Origin of the sequence: Sphingobium limneticum (assembly GCF_008710165.1) — a bacterium.
Lineage (GTDB): Bacteria > Pseudomonadota > Alphaproteobacteria > Sphingomonadales > Sphingomonadaceae > Sphingobium > Sphingobium limneticum.
Window position 1 is genome coordinate 493,231 of sequence record NZ_VYQA01000002.1, and the last position, 15,115, is coordinate 508,345.

Consider the following 15,115-nt stretch of genomic DNA (forward strand, 5'->3'; position numbering starts at 1 on the left):
TGACCTTAGTGCGCGCGCCCCCGCGATTTTGGAAATCCAGAACAGCATTTGTCATGAGTGGAGCGCCAATTTTTCTGTCATGATTCGGTAAAGGCGTTTGCCGTGTTAACTTGATTTGGGTTATGTTCGCTGTGTTGCCACAAGGTGTCTTATGATCGCATGCGAACTGGACGATCCTGACGGAATCATTTTTGTCCACGCGACGGGCCTATGGTCGATCGCCGATGTCGATCGCCATTATACGCATCTGGGCCTCATCATCGCGGACAGACGGCGCAATGACCTGCCCATTCGTATCCTGTCCGATGTGACGGAGGCCCAGCGCCAAGCACGCGAGACGGAAGCGCGCATATTGGAGCATATGGAGCGCACCTATCAGCCGACGGACCGCGTCGCCATATTGGTCGCAGACGTCGCGGACAAAATGTATGTCCGCGCGCGCCTGGGCAAGGCGATCGTCGGCGTGTTCTCCTCGCAATTGCCGGCGGAAATGTGGCTGATGTCCGACGACCTTCAGCCGCCGGGCATCGCCGCCTGACCATCACCGTCCGGCGGACGCCGTTTACGCCCCGAAGCCGCCGTCGATCGTGTGCATCGCCCCGGTGATGATGCTGGCTTCCGGTCCGGCCAGATAGGCGGTCAGGCCGGCAATTTCTTCGCTGGTGGCATGACGGCGAATGGCCATGAAATCATGCATCATCCCGGCCATGGGCCCATCCGACGGGTTCAGATCGGTATCGGTCGGCCCGGGCTGCACGATGTTGACGGTAATGCCGCGCGGGCCGAAATCACGCGCCAGACCACGGGCCAGCCCCTGCAGGGCGGATTTGGTCAACGCATAGGCCGCGCCGCCGGCAAAGGGCATGCGGTCGCCATTGACCGATCCGATCACGATGATCCGGCCGCCTTCGGGCATCTGCCGCGCCGCTTCGACCGCCGCATGATAGGGCGCACGAACATTGATGTCGATCATCCGATCGATCGCGTCGGCATCCAGTTCCAGCGCGTTGCCGAGAATGCCGATACCGGCGTTGACGACCAATATGTCAAGCGGCCCCTGCTCGGCGACCGTCTGCACGGTGGCATCCCTGTCCGACGCGTCCGACCGCACGGCGGCCGATCCGGTTTCGGTGGCGAGTGCCTGCGCCGCGTCATGCGATCCAGCATAGGTGAAGGTGACGTTCGCACCATCCTTGGCAAAGCGGCGAACGATCGCGGCACCGATGCCGCGGCTGCCGCCGATGACGAGCGCTTTCTTTCCGGTGAAGTCTGTCATGATCCAGTTCCTTGAGAAATGATTAGTGATCGCTATATAAATTAGCAAAAGGTCGCTTCAAGGATTTTTGTAGTGAGTGATAAAATAAAAACCAGAGGCCGTGGACGCCCCCGTGCTTTCGATCGGGAAACCGCACTCGATCAGGCGCAGACACTGTTCCACGCACATGGGTATGAAGGAGTCGGCGTGGCCGCGCTAGCCGACATGATGGGCATCAACCCGCCCAGTCTCTATGCTGCATTTGGCAGCAAGGCGGCCCTTTATGCTGAGGTGCTGGACCGCTATTCGCGCACGTCGCCGCTGACCGAACCGCTTGCAGTGCCCGCCACCGCTCCCGCCGAGGCGTTGGCCGATCTGTTGCACAGGGCGGCCCGCATCTATTCGGCCGATCCGGCAGCGACGGGATGCCTGGTGCTGGAGGGGGAACGCAGCACGGACGCCGACGCGGCCTGCCGCGCACGCACTTGCAAGGCGGCCAGCGTGCAGCAACTGCGCGCCGTCATCGCGCGCACCCATCCCGACCGCGCGGATGCGCTGGCGGATTATGTGGCGGCTGTCATGTCCGGCATGTCCGCCGATGCCCGCGCTGGCCATTCGACCGAGCGCCTGATCGCCGTCGCCGATATCGCGGCACTGGCAATCGCCGCGATGCTGCGTGCCGACTAGTTCGCGATATCGCTGGCAACCAGCGTCGTCTGCTTGCGATCGACCGACCAGATACGGCCCGCCACTTTCGGATCCCAATCGATCGCCTGCCCCGGCGAAGCGATGCCAATGGTGCGTTTCCATTCCAGCACGGACCCGGCGTCCGGCAAGGCCAGCTCGTACATTTCGGGCCGGTCATGGCCGGTCACATAGAGGCGACCATCCTGGCTCCAGCTGGCGCCCGAACAGCTGAACGGCGCGAAACGGGCCAGCACCTGTTGCGGGAAGGTCCAGGCCGCCTCCTGCCGGAACGCATCGTCCATCCGAACCAGCAAAGTGTAGCGATAATCCCGGTTCGGCTCACCACCCTTGCCGGCATAATTGGCGTAGACGGCCCACCATTTGCCGGCATGACGATCCAGTACGGTGAGCGAACCGGGACCAAAGCCCAGGCTGACGGTGCGCACATGGCGCAGCGTCTTGGTATCGAAAATCTCGATCGCGCTGGTTTGCGGCACGGCGGGATAGTTGGACGCGGCGCAGACAAGTTCGCGGCCCGCCACGGTGCAGCTGTTCATGTGCGGGAACAGGCGCCGTTCACCCTGCCATTGGGCGATGCGCTGCCCGGTGGCGATGACATATTTGCCGATCCGGTCATTGTCGATCGCGTAGACATGGACACCGTCCGACGCGACGCCCTGATGCGCTTCGGGCGCAGGCAGGCGCAACGAGACGGGCGATGGAGCGGGCGACGGCGCGTCGGCATCCTGCGCCTGCGCCATGCCGGCGATCCCGCCAATCATCAGCGCCATCATCTTCATTCCATACCGCATTGCGTTATCCCCGTGTCGCAAGCCCATGCCGATAGGCAGGCAATGCTACAGAAAAAGGACGGCCCGGATATCGGCCGATTACCAGCGCAAGGCAGCGCTGAGCATCAAGGCCCGCGCCTGGTCGACGGCACGGGCCGGGCCGGACAAGGGCTGGTCCGCCAGCCGGCCAGTCATCAGCCGATCGGGATCGCTCAAATGCAGGCCGATGCGCGGCGCGCGCGGATCGACGGGCATATAGTCGATACCGCCTTCTACTCGTAGCCGTTCCGCGCCCTGCCCCCAGGCCGAACCGCTGGTGCGCGCGGCCTGCATGGCGCAGCGCCACGGGCCATGACGCCATTCACCCTGTACCGCCAGCCGCTCTTCGGTCAGTCTCCCGCCCTGATCCGGGTCGATCCGCGCCCGGTCATAGCGCAATCCCCAATGCAGTGTCGGCGTAACGCTATGCCGCGCCTCCAGCGCCATGCCGGTCAATTGCGCAGACCCCAGATTTGCCGGCAGATAACCCCGTTCGACAAAGGCAAGCCTGTCCCGCACTTGCCCCCCATAGGCGGCAACATCCAACCGCACTGCCGGCGTGGCTGCCCAGCGCAGGCCGATGCGGGTGCGGCTGTCTCGCTCCGGCCGCAGCGCGTTACGCAACGCACGATAGGAAGGCTGGTCCAGCCCCAAAGCACCGATCGTGCCGATATCGGCATAAGCGCGCACCGTTTCGCGATAATCGGCAGTCAACGCCAGACGCGGCGTAGCAGCGAAGGCCAGATGCGCGGACGGTACGAAATCGTCGCGCACGCGCAGATCGTCTCGGCTATAGGACGATGTCGCATTGGCCGCCTTGTTGCTGAACTTGGCCGCCTGCCACCCGATGGTCGCGGACAATCTGTCGTCGACTTGCGGCATATCCATCTGCACGTCGATCATCCGGACACTGCTGCGTGGTTGATAATCGGTGCGCCCGGCAATCAGCGCGGCAACGCGCTGACGACGGCGTTGCAATGTCAGATGCAGGTCGGCCGGCTGGGCGGGCAGCGGCGTCCACTCGATCGCATAGATACGCGCGGGCCGCTGAGCAAAAGGCAATTGCGGCGCGGGACGGACCGAGAAATTGATGCGCGGACGCAGCGCGAAACCGGCATGATCCGGCCAGAAGGATTCCGCCATGGCCGACCCCGGCAACAAGGCCGTCGTGAGCAGGGCGGGCAGAAGACGGCGCATCAGCGCCCTCCCGCATCGGCAAAACGCACTGGCCGGGCCTGGGGCGTCGCATAGCCGATCGCATAGCCGATCGCATAGCCGACATGATCGGACAGGCGCTGGTTGGCCGGGCCGCCGAACGCTATCTGTGCGGCCGCCACCGTCATCGGCGCGCCATCTTCGGCGCGGGCGAAGGTCCAGTCCTTGGACCGCAGCACCGTTTCGTCCAGATCTCGCCGGTCCGCCGGATCGGCCAGCAGCGCCTGCGCCTGCGCCTGACGGCTGCCGCCGAGCGAGGTTGCGACGAAGTTCAGGCCGGCGCGGTTCCAGTGTGCGAAGAAGGCGCGGATGCGGTGCGCGTCCCCGCCGATATTGAGGTCACCGCCCAGCAAAAGGGTTCGGTCGCGCGGCACATGGCGCGCGACAAAGCCGGCGAGCAGCCCCGCCTGCCGATCGAAGGCCCTGAGCGAACGGGCGATCGACACGCCCGCTGCCTTGCGCGCGTTAAGGTGCGTGTTCACCACCGCGACCGGTCGGTCGATCCCCGGTACGCGCAGATGGGCGATCATCGCGCCCTTGTTGGCCAGGCAGTCGAACCCGGCGCAGGCGAAAGCGGGATAGGCGATCCGATCGACCGCGACGATCGGGTAATCGGACAGGATGATGAGGCCGCTGTTCAACTGCTTGTTCAGCGTTTCGCCCCGGTCCCAGCGTGCTGCGCGCAGATAGGCTTGATCGTTGGCAGTGGCCGGGAACGCGCTGCGCATCATACTGTCCGGCCCGGCCGCCACATGGGCATAGCCGGCGCGCTGCGCGAACTGCGCCGCATCGGCAACGAAACCTTCCTGGATCAGGACGATATGGGGCTGATGCCCCTCGGCACGCAGGCCCGCCAGCCGATCGGCGATCTGCCCCAATGCCTCGTCCCGGCCGAAAGCGACCGGCCATGGCAGGCCCATGACATTATAGGTCATGATGGAAAGCGGCAGGTCGGCCGATGCAGCGGGTAGCGACGCCCTGCGCAGATCGCCGGGCGCACTGGCACTGGGCAAACTGGCACTGGGCGAGCTGGCGGCCAGCAAGGCCGTCAGGCTCGCAAACAATAAAGCGCGCGCTGGTTTGAACATGATGAATACCCCTGAACGGGGCCTAGCCCGCCCATGGGTCATGCCCATGTCCGCGCGATGGCAGCGCGGTTAAAGTTGCAAGTCAGATCCCGTCATCGCGCCGACGCACGGCTGTCATTATTGCGGGCGGTGCCCCTTGCGCCATTTGGTCCACAGGTGGCGCATCAGCATGGCCGGCGGTATCCGCAACCAATGCGAACGGATATAGAAAGCGAAGACCAGCAACTTCCGGCTCTCCTGTCCCCAGCCGTTGCGCGCCAGCAGCCGCGCCCGGACCAGCCGGTCCCACAGCGTCAGTCGCGCGCCATCGCCATACAGCGCGCCCGCCAGCCGTCGCGCCTGCCCCACATGGCGGGCCAGACCATGGCGTGCGGCCCGCGCCTCCAGTGCGGCGGGATCGGCATCGGGCAGCAGGCAGTGGATATCCCACAGGTTGCGCAAGCCCCCCTGCATATCGCCGTCGGCCAGCATATGGGCGACCGAATGGACGATCCGGTCCTCGGCCGACAAGATATATAATCCATTGGCTATGGGTATGGCATCCGCGATCATCGCGATGGCATCGGGCGTCTGGCGCGCAGTCAGCGGCAGGACGGTGTGATGCACGTCGATCATCCGGTCACGCTCGACATGGATCATCGGCGGCAGTTCGTGCATCCACTGCCGATAATAGGCGTCGTCATAGGGGTCTTCCTTGACCCATTCCCACCCGGCCGCGATCAGCGCCCGCTCCACCGCCGGCATGGCGTCGCGCGGCACGAGGATGTCGAGATCGCCGATGAAGCGCCCCTGCCCCGCGCGCAGATCGGCCGCGACATAGGCCGTGCCCTTGAGCAATATGGGCTTCACATCCAGTCCGCGCATCGCATCGGCCGCGCGGTCCGCTTCCCACAGCGCCTGCTGCCCTTCCCGCGCGGTGTCGCGCTTCGCATCCGTCAGGACCAGCCGCGCCGCGTCGGGCACGGCGACATCGTCCAGCCGATAGGCGAGCGTCCCGATCAGCCGCTCGGCCCGCGCGGCGGCGAGCAGGCGGTTCCACCCCTCCGCGTCCAGCCGCCCGGCCTGCGCCGGATCGCGCAGCACCTGCACCAGCAGGGCCGCGCTCATGCCAGTTCCTCCCACAGTCGATCGACCATGGCGAAGGCTTCCTCGCCCGACGCGAAGTCGATCGCCCGTGCCGGCACCTGTCGCACGAAACGGGTGAGGCCGGTGAAGGCCGGTTCGCCCATCGCGACATAATTGGTAGAGGCTTGCGTCAGGCGCATGAAAATCTCACCCTGCCCCAAAGTCCGCACATCGGCGGCGTGCCCAAAGCGCGGGAAGAGCAGCAGGGCCGGCATACCCCCTTCATCCATCCTTGCGACGGCGTCGGCACGCGGTACCATATGGCGGATATCTCCCTTGGCCGTGGCGGTCAGCAGCGGCCCCATCCGCGCCTCCCCCACCGCGCCGGTCACGACGTCGATCGCGCGGTTCTTCAGGCTGACGAGGCGTGGAAAGGGCAGGATCGCGCCAGTGTCGCAATCGAGCAGCGCGAACTCGTCGCCCATGAAACGCCAGCCGCGCTCGCCCAGCAGCGCCGACAGGGTCGACTTGCCCGACCCGGACTCGCCGGTCATCACCAGTACGCGGCCGTCTTTCTCTACGCTGGAAGCATGAAGCAAAAGGTGCCGGCGCCAGCCCAGCGCCATCTGCAGGTTCATCCCCATCTCGGCGGCCAGCAACCCATGGGCCAGGCTCATCGGCGCGGCATCGGCCAGGCCATGGTCGCCGGTGATGAAAATGGACGGGCGCACGAAGCGACGCAACAGGCTGGTCGGTTGAAGACGGACGGTGAAGTCGGCAATCGCGCCCTGCACATCGGGATAGGCGGCGTAGAGCCGTGCCAGATCGGCGATCGGCCCTCGCCAGGCGGACCCGATGCGGAAGGTCGCCGGGCCGATGCGCAGGGTGATATGATGCCTCATGCCGGGCGCACCAGCCCCAGCACGACCAGCGCATCCAGATGCGCCGCGATTTCCGCTATCGCCTCCTCCTGCGGTCCCAGGTCGAAATCGCGCGCCAGCCGGTCATGCATCGCCTGCGCCGTCACCGGCGCTCCATCGTCCATGCGCTCCATGATTTCGGGCACGGGGCTGATGACCATATGAGTCTGGCCGGAACGATGATGATAAAAAAGCGTGAGATCGTTCAGGATGCAGGTCGCCACCGCATCCGCTGCATCCCGGCGATAGGCTGTCGTCGCGTTCAAATCCGGCACCCCAAACCACTGTCCAACTCGCTGTAGCGCGAAAGACGTAGCCAAGAGCCTAACGCATAAGGCCCCTAATGCATCAGGAAAGCGCTGGCGACGGGATCGGTTGGCGAACGCGGCTGCCGGCCAGTCCTTCGAAGGCGCGCAGATAGCGATCAAGCGCCCGGTCGACACTATGATCGCGGATCGCCACGGCCCGCATCGCAGCCGGAGCAGGACGCGTCATGCTACGTTCTATGGCGCGGGCAAAGGCACCCGCATCGCCCACCGGTGTCACCGGATGCTGGCCACCCGCCGCCAGCAACGGGCGGATATTGGGCGTGCTGTCGGTCGCCACGACATCGGCGCCGCAGGCCATCGCCTCGATCAGCGTGGCGCACAACCCCTCCCAACGGGACGGCTGGAGCAGCAGGTCCGTTTGCCCCATCAGCGCCGCAAGACGATCGGGGTCGCACACGAAACCGGCGAAATCGACCCGATCGGCGATGCCCAGTGCGACGCATTGGCGCTCCAGATCGGCGCGCAAAGGCCCCTGACCTGCAATGGTAAGGCGCCAGTCATGGTGGCGCAATTGCCCCAGCGCCGTCAGCGCCATCGCCTGATCCTTCTGCCCGGCCAGCCGCCCCACCATCAGCAGCCGCCATGGATCGCCGGGCCGGCGCGGCGCGCGCCCGGAACAGGCCTGCTCCATGGCTCGGGTCACGGTGGGGCGCGGCAACAACCGCGCATCGCCGCTCTGGGCCAGCAGGGCGCGGTCATGCTCGCCCATCACGATGGTCAGGTCGCTAAGCCAGGCAATGGCGCGAAAGCGCTTCAGCCGCATCCAGGCACTTGGTCCATGCTGGCCGGGACGGACGATCGGGTTGGAAATGCGGCTGACCGCCTGGGTCGCGGTGCCCAACGTCGCCAGCGCCACCAGCATATTGCTCTGGTTGCCGGCGGAATAGAGAATGTCCGGGCGATGGCGCCGCACCATGGTGGCCAGCGCCGGAAATTGCGCGATCATCGACAGGCGGCGCGTCCCGCCCACGGTCGGCACGTGCCGGATGGTCAGCGCCGGATCGATCAGATGCGCGCAGGCACCGTCCGTGCGGGTCATCCACAATTCGACTGGCACACCCCGGCGCAGCAGATGATTGGCAAGCAGGATAGCGACGCGGTCCAGCCCGCCATCGCCCGGCTGGTACAGATAGACCGCCACCGAAAAATTGCGCGCCGAAGGGCGGCGGGACTGAAACATCGATATGCCCTAGACGAAAAATCGAACCGTTGAAGGTTCGACGTCGTCAACGCGGGCAAACCGTATTCGTTCAGCTCAGCTCGAGGCGATCCGGCAACGGATCAGCGCGGCATCTGCAGCGAGGCGTAGCAGGTAAAGCCGCTCGTCCCCCGCTGAAGCCGGCGGATATAGTTCAGATAGGCCTGATTCTGCTCATAGCCGGTGCCGGGCAGTCGGCCGCCGCGCAGCGCCTGCTTCACCTGCTCGCCGGTAAAGCTGCGGCCGGTTCCCGGATAAGCGCCGGGGGTGCCGGCCGGGACCAGCTGGCCATTGGGCGCGACGAAATTGCCGGCGCGACCCTGATCGGGCACCGGGATGGTGCAGTTCAGCACCGAAGCTGCGGTGTTGGCGAGCGCCGGGCGAATCGACACGATGGCGGAGGCGGCCACCGCGCCGCCCATCAGCAATTGACGGCGGGTCGGCACGGCCAGCGATTCCGGCAAGGATTGCGCATCGGACGCAACCGCTGCATCAGGCGCTTGCGTTTCATCCTGTTCGGGCTTCGGGTCGCTCATTGCGTCAAGATCCGTTCGTCCCGCTTGTCAAAGCGTAAAGATTGCAGACTAATGCTATAGCCATCGCAGCAATTGCGCGACAAATCCAGCGCGGTAACCATGAATCGACTGACAATATCCCAGATTACGGCCTCCCTCGCCATGCTGTTGCTTGGCACCGGAGGCGCCCTGTTGCTGGGCGCTTCGCCCGTTACCATAGCGCTGCCCATATTGGCGGGCTTGATCGTCCTGCTCATCTGCGCCGAGGGGATTGTCGCACGCGCCGCCCCGGACCGTGCCGCGCTGGATGCGCCCGACCTGATCGGCCATCGCGACTTCGCCAGCCTGCTGGAGGGGATTTCCGATCCGCTGATGCTGGTGGAGCGCGGCCGGATCGTCCGGACGAATCGCGCGGCGCAGCGCTTGCTGGGTAACCATATCGAGGGGGAGGATGCGCGCATCGCCATCCGTCATCCCGCCGCTGCCGAACGGCTGGCCAGCAGCGCGCCGATGGCCGAGCCGGTGATGGTCGAACTGGTGGGGCTGGGCAGCCGCGACCAGCGCTGGCAGATGCGCGTCGCGCCGATCGGCCAGGTCGCCGACATGCGGCGGCTGGTCCATCTGGTCGATCATAGCGGCACCCATGCGGCCGAGCGGATGCGCGTCGATTTCGTCGCCAATGCCAGTCACGAACTGCGCACGCCGCTGGCGGGCATATTGGGCTTTATCGAGACATTGGCCGACCCGGAAATGGGCAAGGATGTCGAGACGCGCCAGCGCTTCCTGAAGATCATGGATGGCGAGGCGCGGCGGATGCAGCGGCTGATCGACGATCTCATTTCGCTCAGCCGTATCGAGGCGGAGAAATATCGGGCGCCCGACGCGCTGGTCGACATGTCCGAACTGGCGGCCGAGGTGGTCGGCGTCTTCCGATCCAGCCATGGTGATCGCGGGCGCGAGGTCGAAATGGACATCGCGCCGCAACTGCCGACCGTGCAGGGCGACCGGGCGCAACTATCCCAGCTGCTCCATAATCTGATCGGCAACTCCATCAAATATGGCCGTCCCGGCACGCCGATTCGCGTGACGCTGAACGAAGGGCCAAGCGGCATGACCCGCCTGACCGTCGCTGACGAGGGCGAAGGCATCGGGCCGGACCATCTGCCCCGCCTGACCGAGCGCTTCTATCGCGTCGATTCGGGCCGCAGCAGGGCGATGGGCGGCACGGGCCTGGGCCTGGCCATCGTCAAACATATCGTCGAGCGGCATCGTGGCCGGTTCGACATTGCCAGCACACTGGGCAAAGGCACGGCCATCACCGTGCTGCTGCCCCCGCCGGTCGAAGAAGCACCGAATAAAAATGACGAAAAAAGGCGCCCATCCGCCCTTTCAGGGAACATGTCATAAAAACGCAACCTGACTGTCACAAAGGCGCGATGGTCCGCGACTAGGCGCTTCCACAAGGGGGCAGCGACAAGCGAATCGCGGCCTTGATTATGGAGGTTTCCGTGAAGAAATTCGCACTGCTCGCCGCGACGACCGTCAGCGTTCTCAGCCTCGCCGCTTGCGGCGACCAGTCCGGCGGCGGTGCCGGCGCCACGCGCGACCAGATTCGCGCGGTCGGCTCTTCCACCGTCTATCCCTTCGCCACGGCGGTCGCCGAACTCTTCGTGCAGGGCAATGCCGGCATGAAGTCGCCGATCATCGAATCCACCGGCACCGGCGGCGGCATGAAGCTGTTCTGCGCCGGCGTCGGCGCCCAGCATCCCGACATCGCCGACGCATCGCGCCGGATGAAGAAGGCGGAGTTCGAGCAGTGCGCCGCCAACGGCGTGAAGGACATCATCGAAATCCAGATCGGCGTCGATGGCCTCGCCTTTGCCGAATCGAAGCAGGGTCCGGGCCTGAAGCTGACGCCCAAGATCGTCTATGAGGCGCTGGCCGCCAATCCCTATGGCAAGGGGCCGAACAAGGCGCAGACCTGGAAAGATGTGGACCCCAGCCTGCCCGCCATCGCCATTTCCGTTTTCGGCCCGCCGTCCACCAGCGGCACGCGCGACTCGCTCGCCGAACTGATCCTGGAAAAGGGTTGCCAGTCGGACGAAGCGATGAAGGCGCTCAAGGAAAAGAACGAAGACGAGTATAAAGCGACCTGCACCCGCGTTCGCGAAGACGGCAAATATGTCGACTCCGGCGAGAACGACAATCTGATCGTGCAGAAGCTGGGCGCGAACCCCAATGCGGTCGGCGTGTTCGGCTACAGCTTCCTTGAGGAAAACAAGGATACGCTTAAGGACGTGCCGATCAACGGCGTCGAAGCGACCTATGAAACCGTGTCGACCGGCCAGTATCCGGGCGCCCGTCCGCTCTACATATACGTGAAGAAAGCGCATATGACGGCCATCCCCGGCCTTCAGGGCTTCCTCAACACCTTCGCCGCCAACTGGAACCCCGACGGCGCGCTGACGAAGCGCGGCATGGTCGCGGCGCCGGAAGATGTGCGCAAGAAGAGCGCCGAAACGGTCAAGGCGCTGACCGTTCTTGACGGTTCGCAGCTGAAGTAAGGGCGACATGACCGGTCCTGCAATCCTCCTGCTGCTGGCGGGCCTGGGCGCGATCGCCTGGGTCAGCGCCCGCGCCCGCGCGCTGCGGCTGCAAACCGCCGCACGCGCCACCGGGCGCCGTGACGCCGTCCATTCGCTGCCCGGCTATCATGGCTGGTATGTCGCGCTGTGGACGTTGGTCCCCGCCGCGATCTTCCTGGCGATCTGGGCCAATGTCGCGCCCGGCCTCGTCACGCAGAGCGTGCTGGCCGATCCGGCGGCGCAGAGCCTGCCCGTCGATGCCTTCTCCCGCTCCGCCATCCTCGGCGAAGCACGGGCGATCGCCAATGGCAGCCAGGCGGGGGCGTTCAATCCCCTGTCGCAGGGCCTGGTCGAACCCTATGCGCAAGCGCTCAACAAATATGGCATCGCCGGCGCCGTCCTGGCGCTGGTGCTGGCCTTTGCCGGCGGCGCCTTCGCCTTCACCCGCGTCCGCCCCGACTTCCGGGCGCGCACGCGGGTCGAGCGGCTGGTCATGGCGTCGCTGCTGATCGCATCGCTGATCGCGATCATCACCACGCTGGGCATCGTCGCGTCGCTGCTGTGGGAAAGCTTCCGCTTCTTCTCCATGGTCAATCCCATCGACTTCCTGTTCGGCACCAAATGGTCGCCGCAGTCAGCCGCCATGGGTTATGGCAATGACGACGCGTTCGGCGCCGTGCCGCTCTTCTGGGGCACCATCTTCATCGGTGCGATCATCGCCATGATCGTTGCGATCCCGCTGGGCCTGATGAGCGCCATTTACCTGACGCAATATGCCAGCCCGACGGTGCGCAAGTGGATGAAGCCGACGCTGGAGATGCTCGCGGGCGTGCCCACGGTCGTCTACGGCTATTTCGCCGCGCTCACCATCGCTCCTGCCCTGCGCGATTTCGCCGTCATGATCGGCATCCATGGCGCGTCGTCTGAAAGCGCACTGGCCGCCGGCCTCGTCATGGGCGTGATGATCATCCCGTTCGTCTCCTCCATGGCCGACGACAGCATCGCCGCCGTGCCGCAGTCGATGCGCGACGGCAGCCTGGCGATGGGCGCCACGACCAGCGAGACGATCACCCGCGTGCTGATTCCCGCCGCCCTCCCCGGCGTCGTGGGCGGTGTGCTGCTGGCCGTCAGCCGCGCCATCGGTGAAACGATGATCGTGGTGATGGCGGCCGGCCTTGCTGCAAACCTCACCGCCAATCCCTTTGCCAGCGTGACCACGGTGACGACCCAGATCGTCCAGTTGCTGACCGGCGACCAGGAGTTCGACAGCGCCAAGACGCTCGCCGCCTTCGCGCTGGGCCTGGTGCTGTTCATCGTCACCCTGCTGCTCAACATCGTGGCCCTGCGGGTCGTGAAGAAATATCGCGAGGCTTACGACTAATGAGCACACGCAACCCCACCGACTGGAAGTCGGAGGCCATGCGCAAGCGGATTGCGGGGCGTTACGCCGCCGAACGCCGCTTCAAGTTCGCGGGCCTGTTCGCCGTCGTTCTGTCCGCATCCTTCCTGGCCTTCCTGCTCGTCACCATGATGGGCAACGGCCTGCGCGGCTTTACCCGGACCGAAATCGCGCTGAAGGTCGATTTCCCGGCCTCGCCGCTGCTGCTCGATCCCAAGGCGATCACGGACGAGGCGTTGGCTAACGCCAATCTGCCGATGGTGACTGGCACGGTCGCCAAGACCGCGCTGGGCGACAAGGCCGACGCGCTTCTGTCACCGACTGCCTGGATCAGCATCCGTGACGCGATCAAGGCCGATCCGACGATCCTGAGCCGTACCGCGACGATCAGCGTTCCCGCCTCCACCGGGCTGGACCTGGCCGCCAAGAGCAAGGGATCGCCCGAGATGGAGGCGGAGGTCGCACAGCTGAAACAGCAGGGCGTCTTGTCGACCGGCTTCAACTTCAGCTTCCTGACCGCCAGCGACGGTACCGATCCGACGCAGGTCGGCATCTGGGGCGCGTTCAAGGGATCGCTGCTGACGATGCTCGTCACGCTGATCCTCAGCTTCCCGGTCGGCGTGGCTACGGCCCTCTATCTGGAGGAATATGCCCGCAAAAATTGGTGGACCGACATTATCGAAGTGTCGATCAACAATCTGGCGGCCGTGCCCTCCATCATCTTCGGCCTGCTCGGCCTGTCGATCTTCCTCAATCTGGCCCATCTGCCCCGATCGGCGGCGCTGGTCGGCGGCATGACGCTGGCGCTGATGACGATGCCCGTCATCGTCATCGCGGGCCGCAACGCCATCAAATCGGTCCCGCCCAGCATCCGCGACGCGGCACTGGGCATCGGGGCCAGCCCGGTGCAGGTCGTGTTCCAGCATGTGCTGCCGCTCGCCTTGCCCGGCATCCTGACCGGCACCATCATCGGCATGGCCCGCGCGCTGGGTGAAACCGCGCCGTTGCTGATGATCGGCATGCGCGCCTTCATCGCGACCCCGCCGGGCGGCGTCACCGACCCTGCGACCGTACTGCCGGTGCAGATCTTCCTGTGGTCGGATGAAGTCTCCAAGGGCTTCGTCGAAAAGACCTCTGCCGCCATCATCGTCCTGCTGGCCTTCCTGCTCGCGATGAACGGCCTCGCCATCTACCTGCGCAACAAGTTTGAAACACGGTGGTAATCACACCCATGACAGAAGAACAAACCAACCTGACCATCGACAATCCCAAGATGTCGGCCCGCGACGTCAAGGTTTTCTATGGCGAGAAGCAGGCGATCAAGGGCGTGTCGATCGATGTCGGCATGGACCATGTCACCGCCTTCATCGGCCCGTCGGGCTGCGGCAAGTCGACTTTCCTGCGGACACTCAATCGCATGAACGACACGGTCGCATCTGCGCGGGTCGAGGGTGAAATCACGCTGGACGGCGAGAATATCTACGCCCCGTCGATGGACGTGGTGCAGCTGCGCGCGCGGGTTGGCATGGTGTTCCAGAAGCCCAATCCCTTCCCCAAGTCGATCTACGAAAATATCGCCTATGGGCCGCGCATCCACGGCCTGGCCGCGGGCAAGGCGGACATGGACGTGATCGTCGAAAAGTCGCTGCGCCGCGCGGGCCTGTGGGACGAGGTCAAGGATCGGCTGCATGACAGCGGCACCGCCCTGTCGGGTGGTCAGCAGCAGCGTCTGTGCATCGGCCGCGCCATCGCGGTTGAACCCGAAGTCATCCTGATGGACGAGCCTTGTTCGGCGCTGGACCCGATCGCGACGGCGAAGATCGAGGAGCTGATCCACGAACTGCGCGGCCGCTATGCGATCGTGATCGTGACGCATAACATGCAGCAGGCCGCCCGCGTGTCGCAGCGGACCGCCTTCTTCCATCTGGGCGATCTGGTCGAATATGGCGTGACGTCGGACATCTTCACCAATCCCCGCCAGGAGCGGACCAAAGACTATATCACCGGTCGTTACGGCTGATCGGGCGGG

Annotated in this window: 16 protein-coding genes; 7 read left to right on the forward strand and 9 right to left on the reverse strand. The window is 65.1% G+C overall.

The window, feature by feature from the left end; all coding sequences use genetic code 11:
• Positions 1 to 151: 151 nt before the first annotated feature.
• Complete coding sequence (locus tag F4U95_RS04535; RefSeq protein WP_150424725.1) at positions 152 to 538, forward strand: hypothetical protein; 387 nt, start codon at positions 152 to 154, stop codon at positions 536 to 538.
• Positions 539 to 562: 24 nt separating this feature from the next.
• On the opposite strand, the gene bdcA is transcribed toward F4U95_RS04535, so the two are convergent.
• A complete protein-coding gene (gene bdcA, locus F4U95_RS04540; RefSeq protein ID WP_150424726.1) occupies positions 563 to 1,276 on the reverse strand; it encodes an SDR family oxidoreductase in 714 nt (237 codons plus the stop codon).
• Between the two features lie 72 nt (positions 1,277 to 1,348).
• On the opposite strand from bdcA, the gene F4U95_RS04545 reads away from it, so the two are divergent.
• A complete protein-coding gene (locus tag F4U95_RS04545; protein ID WP_150424727.1) occupies positions 1,349 to 1,942 on the forward strand; it encodes a TetR/AcrR family transcriptional regulator in 594 nt (197 codons plus the stop codon).
• Here the strand turns inward: F4U95_RS04545 and F4U95_RS04550 are convergent.
• The 8 genes from F4U95_RS04550 to F4U95_RS04585 form a co-directional block, all read right to left on the reverse strand.
• Positions 1,939 to 2,736, reverse strand: a complete 798-nt coding sequence (locus F4U95_RS04550; protein WP_170267470.1) for a YncE family protein — start codon at positions 2,734 to 2,736, stop codon at positions 1,939 to 1,941. The genes F4U95_RS04545 and F4U95_RS04550 overlap by 4 nt on opposite strands.
• Positions 2,737 to 2,832: 96 nt before the next feature.
• Positions 2,833 to 3,969, reverse strand: a complete 1,137-nt coding sequence (locus tag F4U95_RS04555) for a TonB-dependent receptor domain-containing protein (protein ID WP_150424728.1) — start codon at positions 3,967 to 3,969, stop codon at positions 2,833 to 2,835.
• Positions 3,969 to 5,075 carry an endonuclease/exonuclease/phosphatase family protein gene (locus tag F4U95_RS04560; protein WP_150424729.1) on the reverse strand — a complete coding sequence of 369 codons (1,107 nt, stop codon included), beginning with the start codon at positions 5,073 to 5,075 and terminating at the stop codon, positions 3,969 to 3,971. The genes F4U95_RS04555 and F4U95_RS04560 overlap by 1 nt, the downstream gene beginning before the upstream one ends.
• 117 nt (positions 5,076 to 5,192) lie before the next feature.
• Entirely contained in the window at positions 5,193 to 6,182 is a 990-nt protein-coding gene (locus F4U95_RS04565) for a nucleotidyltransferase domain-containing protein (RefSeq protein WP_150424730.1), read from the reverse strand.
• Positions 6,179 to 7,042, reverse strand: coding sequence for an HprK-related kinase A (locus tag F4U95_RS04570; protein WP_150424731.1), 864 nt, complete (start codon positions 7,040 to 7,042; stop codon positions 6,179 to 6,181). Before F4U95_RS04570 ends, F4U95_RS04565 begins: the two co-directional genes overlap by 4 nt.
• A complete protein-coding gene (locus F4U95_RS04575; RefSeq protein WP_150424732.1) occupies positions 7,039 to 7,326 on the reverse strand; it encodes an HPr-rel-A system PqqD family peptide chaperone in 288 nt (95 codons plus the stop codon). Before F4U95_RS04575 ends, F4U95_RS04570 begins: the two co-directional genes overlap by 4 nt.
• Positions 7,327 to 7,408: 82 nt before the next feature.
• Positions 7,409 to 8,569 carry a glycosyltransferase gene (locus tag F4U95_RS04580; RefSeq protein WP_150424733.1) on the reverse strand — a complete coding sequence of 387 codons (1,161 nt, stop codon included), beginning with the start codon at positions 8,567 to 8,569 and terminating at the stop codon, positions 7,409 to 7,411.
• A 101-nt stretch (positions 8,570 to 8,670) separates the two neighbouring features.
• A complete protein-coding gene (locus tag F4U95_RS04585; RefSeq protein ID WP_150424734.1) occupies positions 8,671 to 9,123 on the reverse strand; it encodes a hypothetical protein in 453 nt (150 codons plus the stop codon).
• Between the two features lie 99 nt (positions 9,124 to 9,222).
• On the opposite strand from F4U95_RS04585, the gene F4U95_RS04590 reads away from it, so the two are divergent.
• The 5 genes from F4U95_RS04590 (at position 9,223) to pstB (ending at position 15,106) form a co-directional block, all read left to right on the forward strand.
• Positions 9,223 to 10,509, forward strand: a complete 1,287-nt coding sequence (locus F4U95_RS04590) for an ATP-binding protein (protein WP_150424735.1) — start codon at positions 9,223 to 9,225, stop codon at positions 10,507 to 10,509.
• Positions 10,510 to 10,598: 89 nt separating this feature from the next.
• Positions 10,599 to 11,666 (forward strand): substrate-binding domain-containing protein, encoded by a 1,068-nt coding sequence (locus F4U95_RS04595; RefSeq protein ID WP_172598744.1) that lies wholly within the window; start codon positions 10,599 to 10,601, stop codon positions 11,664 to 11,666.
• 7 nt (positions 11,667 to 11,673) lie between these two features.
• Positions 11,674 to 13,068: a phosphate ABC transporter permease subunit PstC gene (gene pstC / locus F4U95_RS04600; protein WP_120249379.1), complete on the forward strand. Its 1,395-nt coding sequence runs from the start codon at positions 11,674 to 11,676 to the stop codon at positions 13,066 to 13,068.
• On the forward strand, positions 13,068 to 14,309 hold the full coding sequence (gene pstA, locus F4U95_RS04605) for a phosphate ABC transporter permease PstA (RefSeq protein WP_150424736.1): 1,242 nt from the start codon (positions 13,068 to 13,070) through the stop codon (positions 14,307 to 14,309). The genes pstC and pstA overlap by 1 nt, the downstream gene beginning before the upstream one ends.
• An 8-nt stretch (positions 14,310 to 14,317) precedes the next feature.
• Positions 14,318 to 15,106, forward strand: a complete 789-nt coding sequence (pstB, locus tag F4U95_RS04610; RefSeq protein ID WP_150424737.1) for a phosphate ABC transporter ATP-binding protein PstB — start codon at positions 14,318 to 14,320, stop codon at positions 15,104 to 15,106.
• Positions 15,107 to 15,115 lie beyond the last annotated feature (9 nt).

Coding starts and splice junctions, on each gene's coding strand:
- bdcA (WP_150424726.1), bottom strand. CDS start 1,276: ATGACAGACTTCACCGGAAAGAAAGCGCTCGTCATCGGCGGCAGCCGC.
- F4U95_RS04550 (WP_170267470.1), bottom strand. CDS start 2,736: ATGATGGCGCTGATGATTGGCGGGATCGCCGGCATGGCGCAGGCGCAG.
- pstA (WP_150424736.1), top strand. CDS start 13,068: ATGAGCACACGCAACCCCACCGACTGGAAGTCGGAGGCCATGCGCAAG.
- F4U95_RS04595 (WP_172598744.1), top strand. CDS start 10,599: ATGGAGGTTTCCGTGAAGAAATTCGCACTGCTCGCCGCGACGACCGTC.
- F4U95_RS04590 (WP_150424735.1), top strand. CDS start 9,223: ATGAATCGACTGACAATATCCCAGATTACGGCCTCCCTCGCCATGCTG.
- F4U95_RS04580 (WP_150424733.1), bottom strand. CDS start 8,569: ATGTTTCAGTCCCGCCGCCCTTCGGCGCGCAATTTTTCGGTGGCGGTC.
- pstB (WP_150424737.1), top strand. CDS start 14,318: ATGACAGAAGAACAAACCAACCTGACCATCGACAATCCCAAGATGTCG.
- F4U95_RS04535 (WP_150424725.1), top strand. CDS start 152: ATGATCGCATGCGAACTGGACGATCCTGACGGAATCATTTTTGTCCAC.
- F4U95_RS04555 (WP_150424728.1), bottom strand. CDS start 3,969: ATGCGCCGTCTTCTGCCCGCCCTGCTCACGACGGCCTTGTTGCCGGGG.
- F4U95_RS04560 (WP_150424729.1), bottom strand. CDS start 5,075: ATGTTCAAACCAGCGCGCGCTTTATTGTTTGCGAGCCTGACGGCCTTG.
- F4U95_RS04585 (WP_150424734.1), bottom strand. CDS start 9,123: ATGAGCGACCCGAAGCCCGAACAGGATGAAACGCAAGCGCCTGATGCA.
- F4U95_RS04565 (WP_150424730.1), bottom strand. CDS start 6,182: ATGAGCGCGGCCCTGCTGGTGCAGGTGCTGCGCGATCCGGCGCAGGCC.
- F4U95_RS04570 (WP_150424731.1), bottom strand. CDS start 7,042: ATGAGGCATCATATCACCCTGCGCATCGGCCCGGCGACCTTCCGCATC.
- pstC (WP_120249379.1), top strand. CDS start 11,674: ATGACCGGTCCTGCAATCCTCCTGCTGCTGGCGGGCCTGGGCGCGATC.